10 protein-coding genes are annotated in these 11,127 nt (G+C 61.3%); 2 read left to right on the top strand and 8 right to left on the bottom strand.

Annotated elements, in window-relative coordinates; all coding sequences use genetic code 11:
- Positions 1-101: 101 nt before the first annotated feature.
- The 4 genes from A6D6_RS18540 to coxB are packed head-to-tail and all read right to left on the bottom strand — an operon-like array spanning position 102 to position 4,440.
- On the bottom strand, positions 102-983 hold the full coding sequence (locus tag A6D6_RS18540) for a cytochrome c oxidase subunit 3 (RefSeq protein ID WP_133490328.1): 882 nt from the start codon (positions 981-983) through the stop codon (positions 102-104).
- A gap of 26 nt (positions 984-1,009) precedes the next feature.
- A complete protein-coding gene (locus A6D6_RS18535; RefSeq protein WP_014993500.1) occupies positions 1,010-1,585 on the bottom strand; it encodes a cytochrome c oxidase assembly protein in 576 nt (191 codons plus the stop codon).
- A gap of 27 nt (positions 1,586-1,612) precedes the next feature.
- A complete protein-coding gene (gene ctaD / locus A6D6_RS18530) occupies positions 1,613-3,217 on the bottom strand; it encodes a cytochrome c oxidase subunit I (protein ID WP_022995290.1) in 1,605 nt (534 codons plus the stop codon).
- A 14-nt stretch (positions 3,218-3,231) separates the two neighbouring features.
- Entirely contained in the window at positions 3,232-4,440 is a 1,209-nt protein-coding gene (gene coxB / locus A6D6_RS18525) for a cytochrome c oxidase subunit II (protein ID WP_133490330.1), read from the bottom strand.
- 421 nt (positions 4,441-4,861) lie between these two features.
- Here coxB and A6D6_RS18520 point away from each other — a divergent pair, with 421 nt between their 5' ends.
- Complete coding sequence (locus A6D6_RS18520; RefSeq protein ID WP_133490331.1) at positions 4,862-5,191, top strand: DUF1820 family protein; 330 nt, start codon at positions 4,862-4,864, stop codon at positions 5,189-5,191.
- A 610-nt stretch (positions 5,192-5,801) separates the two neighbouring features.
- Here A6D6_RS18520 and A6D6_RS18515 read toward each other — a convergent pair.
- Positions 5,802-5,981, bottom strand: coding sequence for a hypothetical protein (locus tag A6D6_RS18515; RefSeq protein WP_159661525.1), 180 nt, complete (start codon positions 5,979-5,981; stop codon positions 5,802-5,804).
- An 87-nt stretch (positions 5,982-6,068) separates the two neighbouring features.
- Positions 6,069-6,551, bottom strand: a complete 483-nt coding sequence (locus tag A6D6_RS18510; RefSeq protein WP_201303844.1) for a hypothetical protein — start codon at positions 6,549-6,551, stop codon at positions 6,069-6,071.
- 149 nt (positions 6,552-6,700) lie between these two features.
- Here A6D6_RS18510 and A6D6_RS18505 point away from each other — a divergent pair, with 149 nt between their 5' ends.
- Positions 6,701-7,429, top strand: coding sequence for a dienelactone hydrolase family protein (locus tag A6D6_RS18505; RefSeq protein ID WP_159661524.1), 729 nt, complete (start codon positions 6,701-6,703; stop codon positions 7,427-7,429).
- A gap of 88 nt (positions 7,430-7,517) precedes the next feature.
- Here the strand turns inward: A6D6_RS18505 and A6D6_RS18500 are convergent, their stop codons facing one another.
- Positions 7,518-8,168: an alpha/beta hydrolase gene (locus tag A6D6_RS18500; protein WP_159661523.1), complete on the bottom strand. Its 651-nt coding sequence runs from the start codon at positions 8,166-8,168 to the stop codon at positions 7,518-7,520.
- Positions 8,169-8,184: 16 nt separating this feature from the next.
- Positions 8,185-11,058, bottom strand: a complete 2,874-nt coding sequence (gene rapA, locus A6D6_RS18495) for an RNA polymerase-associated protein RapA (protein ID WP_159661522.1) — start codon at positions 11,056-11,058, stop codon at positions 8,185-8,187.
- Between the last annotated feature and the right edge of the window lie 69 nt (positions 11,059-11,127).

Here is an 11,127-nt window from a genome sequence, read left to right as displayed (position 1 = left end):
CCGTGCCCATGATTGAAGCGCCGTGGCCCTCAAGCCGCGATGAACCACAAAAAAAGCCCCGGCATTGCCGGGGCTTCTGGTGTTCGGGAAGGTGATGGCGTTTACAGCCAGTACACCACCACGAACAGGAACAGCCACACCACATCCACAAAGTGCCAGTACCAGGCCCCCGCTTCCCAGGCAAAGTTGTTCTCGGCGTCGAAATGCCCCTTGATCACCCGGATCAGCGTCACCGCCAGGAAGATGGTGCCGATGGTCACGTGCGCGCCGTGGAAACCGGTGAGCAGGAAGAACAGGCTGCCGTAGATGCCGGCGTCCAGGGTCAGGCCCATTTCGGTATAGGCGTGGATATATTCTTCCACCTGCAGACCAAGGAAGATCGCGCCCAGCAGCACGGTGATGGCCTGGAAGCCGATCAACTTGCCGCGTTTACCCGCCAGCAAGGCGTGGTGGGCGATGGTCAGGGTGATGGAACTGGTCAACAGGATGGCGGTGTTGATCGCCGGCAGGCCCCAGGCGCCCATGGCTTGGGTGGTGGTGCCGCCCGGTGTTTTCACCAGAGGCCACATGGCCTGGAAGTCCGGCCATAGCAACTCGTGGGTCATGGCGTTACTGCCGGCGCCGCCCAGCCACGGCACGATCAGCCAGCGGGTGTAGAACAGGGCGCCGAAGAAAGCGCCAAAGAACATGACCTCGGAAAAGATGAACCAGAGCATGCCCTGGCGATAGGAAATGCCCAGTTGATGGCTGTGCAGCCCGCCACGGGATTCCTTGATGGTGTCACGCCACCACAGCGCGATGGTCAGCCACAACCAGGCCAGGCCGAAGAAAAACAGCGGCCGGCCCCAGGAGCCGGAGAACGTATCCGGGTCGGTGGCCTGTTGAATGAAATGGGCGCCGCCGAAGGCGGTCATGAACAGCCCCACCGAGGCCACCAGGGGCCAGGGGCTGCTCTCGGGTACGTAGTACTTATCGGTTGCCATTGAATTGGTCTCCTCTGCCACCGGGTTTAGCGCACCACGGTGTCGCTTTTGTTATCAGTCCCGGTTACGCGTTCGGTCACATCGAACATGGTGTAGGACAGGGTCAGGGTGGTGATGTGCTTGGGCAACTCCGGATCCAGGTAAAAAATCATCGGCATTTCCTTCATTTCCCCCGCTGTCAGCGTCTGCTGATCAAAGCAGAAGCACTGGGTTTTGTGCAGGTAGCGTGCCGCCTGCCCGGGGGTAATGGAAGGAATGCTCTGGGTGATGATGTCGTGGTCCTTGGGGTTGCTCGCGTAGAAGTTCACCAGCGTGATCTCGCCCGGATGCACCCGCACCCGGTGAGTTTTGGCGTAGAAACTGCCGTTCACGCCGGCCCCGTTTTGGGTAATGAACTCCACTGTCACGACCCGGTCCTCCACCACGGTTTCCGGCGATTGGGTCGCCGCGGTGTTGGATGTCTTGCCGTTCAGGCCGGTGATGTCACAGATGACGTTGTAGAAAGGCACCATGGCGAAGGCGAAGCCGAACATCGCCACCGCCCAGATAAGGAGCTTCTTCAAAGTGCGGGCGTTGCGGGCCTGCAGATCGTCGTTGCTCATGGTGCCTCCCTCTTTCCGTCGGACCCGTTACTTCACCACCGGCGGTGTGTCGAAGGTGTGGAAGGGGGCCGGAGACGGCACTTCCCATTCCAGACCCTCGGCGCCGTCCCAGGGCTTGGCTTCCGCCTTTTCGCCTTTCTTCAGCGCGCACTGCAGACACACGGCCAGGAAGAACAGCTGGGAAAGACCGAACCAGAACCCGCCGATGGAGATCCAGAAGTTGTAATCGGCGAATTGCAGAGCGTAGTCGGCGTAGCGGCGCGGCATGCCGGCCAGACCCACGAAGTGCATGGGGAAGAACAGCAGGTTCACGGAAATCAGAGAGTTCCAGAAGTGCAGTTCACCCAGCACCTTGCTCGGCATCACACCGGACCACTTCGGCAGCCAGTAGTAGGCGGCGGCGAACATGGTGAACACAGCGCCGGACACCAGTACGTAGTGGAAGTGCGCCACCACGAAGTAGGTGTCGTGGTACTGGAAGTCCACCGGCGTGATCGCCAGCATCAGACCGGACAGGCCGCCGCAGGTGAACAAGATGACGAAGGTGATGGCCCACTTCATCGGCAGCTCGAAGGTCATGGAACCGCGCCACATGGTGGCCACCCAGTTGAACACCTTCACCCCGGTGGGGACCGAGATCAGCATGGTCATGTACATGAAGAACAGGGTGCCGGCCAGCGGCATGCCCACGGTGAACATATGGTGGGCCCAGACCACGAAGCTCAACAGCGCGATGGAAGCGGTGGCGTACACCATGGAGGCATACCCGAACAGCTGCTTGCGCGCGAAAGTGGGGATGATCGCCGACACAATACCAAACGCCGGCAGGATCATGATGTACACCTCGGGATGCCCGAAGAACCAGAACACGTGCTGGAACAGAACCGGGTCGCCGCCGCCGGCGGCATCAAAGAAGCTGGTGCCGAAGTGACGGTCGGTGAGCATCATGGTGACGGCGCCGGCCAGTACCGGCATCACCGCGATCAGCAGGAAGGCGGTGATCAGCCAGGTCCATACGAACAGCGGCATTTTCATCAGGGTCATGCCCGGTGCCCGCAGGTTGAACACCGTCACGATCACGTTGATGGCGCCCATGATGGAAGAGATCCCCATCATATGCACCGACAGAATGAACAGATCGGTGGAGGCCGGGCCGTATTTGGTGGACAGCGGTGCGTAGAAAGTCCAGCCGAAGTTCGGCGCGCTCGGGTTGCCATGGCCGAAGGCGCTCAACAGCACCGAGCTCAGCAGAATGGCGAACGCGAACGGCAGAATCCAGAACGACCAGTTATTCATACGCGGCAACGCCATGTCCGGCGCGCCGATCATCAGCGGAATCATCCAGTTGGCCAGACCCACGAAGCCGGGCATGACCGCCCCGAAGACCATGGTCAGACCATGGACCGTGGTCATCTGGTTAAAGAATTCCGGATCAACGAATTGCATCCCGGGCTCGATCAATTCCGCCCGAATGATCATCGCCATGAAACCGCCGGCCAGGAACATGGCAAAGCTGAACCACAGGTACAGCGTACCGATGTCTTTGTGGTTGGTGCTGAACAGCCAGCGCTTCAGGCCGGTCGGGGCGTGGTGATGATCGTGATCATCGTGTGCTGCGGCAACAGTGCTCATCGCGGTCCCCTCCCTTACTCTTCTTCGTGTACGTCTTCGGGTTGGATCAGATCGCCGGAGTCGTTGCCCCAGGCGTTCCGCTCATAGGTAATCACCGCCGCGATATCCTTGGGCGTTAATTGACCTTTGAAAGCCGGCATGGCGTTGCGGCCTTCAAGCACCACATGAATGTGCTCTTCGCGGTGCTCCGGTTTGATGGCGAAATCGTCGCCGGCGAACGGCAGGCCGATGCCGCCTTCTCCGTTCTGCCCGTGACAGAGAGCGCATTGGGATGCGTACACTTTTTCGCCCGCCGCCATTGCTGCCTCAAGATTTTCGAAGGGGGTCAGATCAGGTGCCGCGGCGGCCTCTTCTTTCCTCTGCGCCAGCCACTCCTGGAACTCACTTTGGGAGACCACCTTGACCTCGATGGGCATGAACGCGTGGTTCTTGCCGCACAGCTCGGCGCACTGGCCGTAGTAGGTGCCTTCCTGGCCTTCGGGAACCAGCGCCCAGGTTTCGTTGACAAAGCCCGGGATGGCGTCCTTCTTGCCGCCGAAGTCAGGAATCCAGAACGAGTGGATCACATCATCGGAAGTAACCAGGAAACGAACCTTCTGGCCGGAAGGAATAACCAGCGGGTTATCCACTTCGAGCATGTAGTTGTGGTCCTTGTCCTGGGAAGGCGCTCCGACGCGGTCCTTGGCGGTACCGTAGGGGAACAGGCCACCGGAGAGCACCGGGTTCTGGTACTGTTCGGGCGGCGTGGCCAGGGAGGAGATGAACGAGACGCCGACGTCGTTGTCGTCCTGGTAGGTGAGGTACTCGTAGCCCCATCTCCAGCGATAACCGGTCACCTTGACGGTCAGTTCGGAATCGGCGGTATCGTCCAGTTCAATCAGTACCCGGGTGGCGGGCACGGCCATGGCGATCAAGATGATAAAGGGAATGATCGTCCACAGAACTTCCAGGAAGATATTTTCATGGAAGGTGGCTGGGGTTGGGTGTTTGGATCGGCGGTGACGGATCACCGAGATCAGGATCAGCCCGAAAACCAGCAGGCCGATGATGGATACGATCCACAACACGGTGTTGTGCAAGCCGTGTACTTCCTGGGCGACCGCGGTCACGCCGGGCCGTAGGTTGTGGTCGGAACGTTCAGCCCAGTCGCTGGCCGTGGCCAACCCGCTGATCATCAGCGAGGTCAAACCGACCGCCATGCGGTGGAACAGAGTTGACTGCATGCGTTTGCTCCCTGTTTTCCCCGGCTAGGTACCCCCAGTAAGGAGTCCAAGCCCATTCTTCGCCTTCTTAGCCGTCACCGGCACCTGGAACCGGGCCCAGGTTTTTCTTGAGGATGCTGTGGAGCCGTTGCCGGATTCCAGGCCCAAAACGGGGCGGGACAGACCAAAAAAGCGGCTGTCCAAACGTCTCGAGAAGGGGGAAATTCCAACCAAATCAACAAGTTAACTGAATGAAGATGGTTTGGTTCGAACTTCCAGGGTGCGGCAAAATGCCCCACGGCATACGGCCGGTAACTCTAGACATTCAAGGGGGCAAAGTCCAGCCGGAATGCCGCATGTCACGTGGCTTGGGGAGGGTGTACCCGGGTCGATTTGTGCTAGACTGCGCGCCCCGTTTCGACCCCTCCGCAGGGATTCAGGAATGTCCAAAAGCCGTCAGATTTACAGGGTTATTTTCCTCAACCAGGGGCAGATCTATGAAATTTACGCTGCCCAGATCTATCAGAGCGAACTCTACGGGTTCATCGAAGTAGAGGAATTTTTGTTTGGTGAACGATCGCAAATGGTGGTGGATCCGTCCGAGGAACGGCTGAAGAGCGAATTCGCTGGCGTCCAGCGTTCTTTCATTCCGATGCACGCCATTATCCGGGTGGATGAGGTGGAGAAGGAAGGAGTAGGTAAGATTACCGAGGCCACCGGCTCCAACGTAACCACTTTCCCCATGCCATTCGGGCCAGGCGGCAAGAAATAGCGCACAGCTGGCTAAAAGAAGGTTCATCACGGATAACGGGAATGAGGGTCTCCATCGGGGGCACGGATCCGCACGGAGGCCTTCCGGGATCGCCGTAAATACGTCCCTGTAAGCTCCCGGTTTTGACGTCCCTGTCAAACAGGGTCGCTCCGGCGGGGGCTCCGTGCAGCCCGATTCGAGTGAACCGCCGCGTTCCGGACTCCCACAACGACCAACCTTTCCAGGAGAGGAAAGGATGCCCGTATTGCTCGGATACCTCGAAGACATCCATTCAGCGGTGGCTACAGCGCCGCTGTGGGAAGCTTGCTGGCAAGCGAATCGCCAACGGCTCAGGGCATTCGCGGCCAAGGCCGCTTCCCACAGCGGCTTCGTGGCAGATCCGTGGGAGACCAGCTTGCTGGCGAATAGAGCGGCTTGGTAGCCCCTTCCGTTACAGACCCGCGCCCATGATTGAAGCGCCGTGGCCCACTAAGCCGCGATCAACCAAAAAAAAGGCGCCGGCGGTTCGTGCCGCCAAGCGCCCCGAGGGTTGCCTGATTATCTACAAGGGAGAAACTGCACAAGATTAGTCAGTGCGGGTGACGGCAAGTTCCCGGCGGAACCTCCAAATTCAGAATTTTTCCTCTTCGTTTTCTCTGGCTGGTGTTTCGGTGGCCGAGGTGGCGGCCGGTTCCAGGGTTTCCACCGTCGGTGAGTCGATATCGTTACTTTCCACCCGGGCCAGGGCGGGTTGGGACAGCCAGAGCGTGGCCGTGATCGCCAGCAAACCTTGAATTGCCAATCTGGGCATGGGAACTCCTGGTTTTTCGTGTCGGTGGTTCCAAAGTCGCACTCTCAATGTGACGCCGAAGAAGAGCAGGGGTTCCCCGTCGTTTCGTTAGCGGGTCAGTTGGAAAATATCGATGATGGTCTGGGTGGCGTCCAGAACGCGAACCACCTCATTGTCGATGACATAATCGGAGTACCCGTAGCCGCCGCGATAGCTGTCCCCGTAGTAGCTGTTGGGAAGGCGGTAGCCGAACCGGCGGAGGTCATCGGACAGGCGATGGCCGGATTGCAGTTTCTTGCGCCATCCCTGCGGCAACTCGCCGGTGCGGGCCAGCTTCTTGCGCAGTCCTGGCGGCAGGTCCGAGCGGGACGGGTAGCGCTGATAAAAGCGGCCAAGCCGATCCCGCTCGTCCCGGGAGAAGCGATAGTCGCGCCAGTCCCGGTCGTTATGGTACTCGACCCGTTTTTCCACTTTATGGGGGGTGCCGTTGTGCTTGTTGCCGTTCCCGGCCCAGGGGGGCGGATCCGCCTGCGCCACGCCGGTGGCCAGCAGGGCGCCCACAGCCAGTGTCGTAATCAGTTTGCGGCGCATGGTTGCGTCCTCTTCATGGATTCTGTGCAATGTCCGTTTCTTCAATATAGAGCCGGGTGATGTTCGGGAAAGTGGGCCAGAGCCCGGGATTACGAGATTTTATCTTTGCCGCGGTGTTATCACGCCGTTTGATATGACGGGAGAGGAATATGTCAGAAGTTGAAGTGCGGACCGTGTCCTATGAGGTGAACGGAGCCCCCTTCGAAGGGCGGCTGCTGTATCCGGCGGAGGGTAAGCCTGACCGGGCCCTGCTAATGGCGCCGAACTTTTACGGTGTCAGCGATGCCGCCGAGAAGCTGGCTCGGGAACGAGTCGGAGAGCGCAATGTCATTCTGGTCCTTGATCCCTACGGTGTGGAGGTGCGCCCCGCCAGCGCAGGGGAAGCAGCGGAGGCCATGGGCGCGATCCGCAACGACAACGCCGCGCTGCGTGCCCGGTTGCGGGCGGCGCTGGCTGTGTTGCGCGAAGAGGCGGGCAAACTGGGCGTGGCCGAGGACCGGGTGGCGGTGTTCGGTTTCTGTTTCGGTGGTGCCTGCGCTTTGGAGTTGGCCCGCGACGGCGCCCACATCCGGGCGGCGGCGTCGTTCCACGGCCTGTTGGAGACGCCGGAGCCGGAGCAAAGCGGTCCGATCCGCGGGCCGGTGCTGGTGATGAACGGCGCCGACGATCCCATGGTCAGCGCCGAAGCGATCGCCGCCTTCAAGGTGGAGATGGACAACGCCGGCGCCGACTGGACCTTTATCAACCATGGTGGCGCGGTGCACTCCTTCACCGACCCCAACGCCAGCAACCCGGGCACCAGCGAATACAACGCCCAGGTGGCGCGGCGTGCCTTCGCCGCCATGGACGACCTGTTCGATGAGGTGTTCGCCGACTGATCCGCTGCCAAGGCAGCTTCCCACAGCGGCTCCGTAGTGATACCGCTGTGGGAGCGAGCTTGCTCGCGAATCAGTGGGGCAGCAGTGGTCAGTCGAGCACGCTATGCAGGAATGCGGCGATGTCCTGGATCTCCTCCAGACACACCGCGTGCTCCATGGGGTAGGTTTTGTAGTCCGTGGAGTAACCTTTGGCGGTCAGTGTTTCCGCCGCCCGGCGGCCGCCTTCCTCGGGCACCATGGGATCGAAAGTACCGTGGGCGATGAAGATCGGCAGGGCCTGATTGGCATCGCTGAAGCGGATGCTGTCGGCGGTGGCGAAGTAAGTGGACAAAGCCATCAGGCCGGCCAGACGTGCCGGATGGCGCAGAGCCACCTCATAGGCCACCGCGCCGCCCTGGGAAAAGCCGGCGACAACAATGCGTTCGGCGGGAATGCCGCGCTCGATCTCACGTTCGATCAGGGCGTCGATCCGGGCCGCCGAGCGGCGGATGCCGTCCTCGTCGATCGGCCCGCCGCCGCCCAGACTGATGATGTCGTACCAGGCCGGCATGACCATGCCGCCGTTGACGGTCACCGGAATTTGCGGTGCGTGCGGAAACACGAAACGGGTGCTCTTGCGTGCCAGCTCCGGTACCACCGGCTCGAAGTCATGGCCGCTGGCACCCAGGCCGTGCAACCAGATCACGCTGGTTTCGGCGGGCTGCGGCGGTTCGATTTCCACACAGGGCAGATAGCTCATTCCGGCACTCCTTAACTCAGTTTCCGGCAACGATCACACGGACCGCTTCCAATTGCACCCGCGCCTGGTCCAGATAAGCGGCCAGGGCCCGGGTCTGCGTTTCCAGGAACTCGATCTCTTCGTCACGCACTGCCGGATTCTTCTCGCGCAGTGCTTTGAGCCGGGCCAGCTCCGCTTGCTGATGGCGGTTCATCGCTTCGCGGGCGCTATTGATATGCTCTTCCGCTGCTTCCTTGGCCCGGGTTTCATTGGCGCGCAGCAGTTTTTCCAGTAACGCTTTCTGGCTGCCCACCACCTTGCGGGCCAGCGGTTTTTCCAGTTTGTGGCATTGCCGGCACAGACCCGGGAAGTCGATGGCCTGGGACAGATCGCGCCCCTTGGGATCCAGCAGATGGCGGATCGTCACCGTCGGCAGGAAGCGGTCCAGCTGCAGATGCCGGGGGGCGCTGCACGACACCGTATAGATGGTTTCCACCAGCAGGGTGCCGGCGGGGATTTTCGGATTCTTGAGCAGCGCCACCGAGGCTTTGCCCCGGGTTTCGGTAAGCAGGCGATCCAGCACCCCGGTGACCATCGGGTGCTCCCAGGTCAGAAACTGCATGTCATCCCGGGCGATGGCGGTGCCGCGCTGGTCGGTGACGGTGATGCCTTCTTCCGGCAGGCCGGGGAAAGGTTCGCGCAAATGCGGTGCCGGCTTCAGTACCCAGGCGTGTTCGGAATGATCTTCCTGGTCGACGCCGTAGTGTTCGAACACCTCGCCAAGGAACGCCATGGGGGTTTGCTCGTCTTCCCGGGCCAGTTGATCGCGCAAGCCGTCGGCCTGTTCTCGGTCGCAGGACGCCATTTCCAGCAGGCGGTCCCGGCCTTCCTCCAGACGCTGGCGCAGCTCATCGGTGACCTCCCGGGTCCGTGCCAACAGGGAGGAGACCTTGGCATCGTCGGCCGGGGCACGCAGGGCCTGTTCCAATGCTTCCCCGCAGCGCTGGCCTATCTCGTGACCGGCGGGATTGGTGTGCTCGAACGCCCCCATGCCTTCGTGGTACCAACGGAACAGGACTTGCTGTGCGTGGGCCTGAAAATGCGGCACGTGAATCTGAATGGTGTCGGTCTGGCCGATGCGGTCCAGGCGACCGATGCGTTGCTCCAGCAAGTCCGGATTGCGCGGCAGATCGAGCAGCACCAGATGATGGGCGAACTGGAAGTTACGGCCTTCGGAGCCGATCTCGGAGCAGATCAGGGCCTGGGCGCCGTCCACGTCATCGGCGAAAAAGGCGGCGGCGCGATCCCGCTCGATCAGGTCCATATCTTCATGGAACACCGCCAGATTCAGTCCCAGCTTGTAGCCGCAGTGGGCGTGCAGGTCGATGGCGGTATCGCGGTGCGCGCAGATCACCAGCACTTTTTCACCACGATGCTGCTTGAGGAACTGCTCCAGCCAGTCGGTGCGCGGGTCCTCGGCGCACCAGCGATCGTCCCGGTAGGCGGTCTCCGGATACAGAGCCAGCTCCAGATCCTCGTCCTCGTCAATGCGATAGGCATCTGGCAAGGGCAGCGGATAACCCTGAACCCGCCGCTCAGGGAAGCCGGCCACATTGTGCCGGGTGTTGCGGAACATCACCCGGCCAGGCCCGAAGCGGTCCAGCAACTCGCCAAGAATGGCGTCACGGCGGCTTTCGTCGATGTCTTCGCCGGGCAGCCAGTGGGCGGCACTTTCGCGCAGCGACGCCGACCAGCTGGGTTCGTCATGCAGGGCGCCAGCCAGTTCCGCAACCTGCCGATACTGCTGCTGTTCCTCGATGAAGGCGTCCAGGCTCGGGTAGCGGTCCGGGTCCAGCAGGCGCAGGCGGGCAAAGTGGCTTTCCAGCCCCAACTGCTCTGGTGTGGCGGTGAGCAACAGCAGACCGCGGGCCTGACGTGACACCTGTTCCACCCGGCTATAGGCGGTGGAGGGCTGTTCCGGGCTCCAGGCCAGGTGGTGGGCCTCGTCCACCACCAGCAGGTCCCATTCCGCTTCGGCCAGCAAGTCGATATCGCAGCCTTCCAGGAAAGTGGTGCTGCACAGGACCAGTTGTTCGGACAGAAAAGGATTGTCCTGGGTGGCCGATTCCTGACCGGTTTCCTCGGCGATGATATCCGCCAGCATGTTCTTGATGCTGGCGGCGCTGGAGGCACCGAGCGCCTCCAGGCGGCTTTCATCGAAAATGCTGAAGCGCAGATTGAAGCGCCGTGCCATTTCCACGAACCATTGATGCACCAGGGCATCGGGCACCACCACCAGCACTCGCTGCGCGCGCCCGGTATAGAGTTGCTGATGCAGAATCAGGCCCGCCTCGATGGTTTTTCCCAACCCCACCTCATCGGCCAGCAACACCCGCGGTGCGTAGCGGCGCGCCACCTGCTCGGCGATATACAGCTGATGACCGATCAGATCGATACGGGCGCCACGCAGCCCCTGCAGGGGAGACCGTTCGCTCTGGGCCTTGGCCTGCAGCGCCTTGATACGCAGTTCGAACCAGCGATTGGAGGAGAGCTGGTTGGCCAGCAGGCGTTCCTGAGCACCATTGAGGGCCAATTGATGGCCGAGATGGGACTCGGGTACCGGCTGCACATTGTCCGGCTGATCCACCGGATGGGCGTGATAGACCAGCAGCCCGTTGAGGTCATTGACCGCCTGAACTTTCAGTTCCAGGCCGTCGTCGGTGGTCAGGGTCTCGCCCACATCGACGGTGACCCGGGACAGGGGCGCGTTGTTTTTGGCGTAGGTCCGCTCTTCCTCCACCGCCGGATAGCTCACGGTGACCAGGCGGTAGTCCACCTCCTTGATCACGCCGAGGCCCAGCTCGGTTTCGGATTCACTTAGCCAGCGTTGCCCGGGAACAAATTCGGTCATGGATGTGCGATCGCCTGGATGATTGTGGGGGCGGGCGATTATACGGGTTTGTGGCGCCGTCTTCGATGC

Source organism: Alcanivorax xiamenensis (genome assembly GCF_009846745.1).
Classification (GTDB): Bacteria; Pseudomonadota; Gammaproteobacteria; order Pseudomonadales; family Alcanivoracaceae; genus Alloalcanivorax; species Alloalcanivorax xiamenensis.
This window is presented reverse-complemented; position numbering and strand designations above follow the sequence as displayed.

What these genes read in the sequence shown, in the direction of transcription:
- rapA (WP_159661522.1), bottom strand. Translation starts at nt 11,058, where the DNA reads ATGACCGAATTTGTTCCCGGGCAACGCTGGCTAAGTGAATCCGAAACC.
- A6D6_RS18520 (WP_133490331.1), top strand. Translation starts at nt 4,862, where the DNA reads ATGTCCAAAAGCCGTCAGATTTACAGGGTTATTTTCCTCAACCAGGGG.
- A6D6_RS18510 (WP_201303844.1), bottom strand. Translation starts at nt 6,551, where the DNA reads ATGCGCCGCAAACTGATTACGACACTGGCTGTGGGCGCCCTGCTGGCC.
- coxB (WP_133490330.1), bottom strand. Translation starts at nt 4,440, where the DNA reads ATGCAGTCAACTCTGTTCCACCGCATGGCGGTCGGTTTGACCTCGCTG.
- A6D6_RS18515 (WP_159661525.1), bottom strand. Translation starts at nt 5,981, where the DNA reads ATGCCCAGATTGGCAATTCAAGGTTTGCTGGCGATCACGGCCACGCTC.
- A6D6_RS18540 (WP_133490328.1), bottom strand. Translation starts at nt 983, where the DNA reads ATGGCAACCGATAAGTACTACGTACCCGAGAGCAGCCCCTGGCCCCTG.
- A6D6_RS18535 (WP_014993500.1), bottom strand. Translation starts at nt 1,585, where the DNA reads ATGAGCAACGACGATCTGCAGGCCCGCAACGCCCGCACTTTGAAGAAG.
- A6D6_RS18500 (WP_159661523.1), bottom strand. Translation starts at nt 8,168, where the DNA reads ATGAGCTATCTGCCCTGTGTGGAAATCGAACCGCCGCAGCCCGCCGAA.
- A6D6_RS18505 (WP_159661524.1), top strand. Translation starts at nt 6,701, where the DNA reads ATGTCAGAAGTTGAAGTGCGGACCGTGTCCTATGAGGTGAACGGAGCC.
- ctaD (WP_022995290.1), bottom strand. Translation starts at nt 3,217, where the DNA reads ATGAGCACTGTTGCCGCAGCACACGATGATCACGATCATCACCACGCC.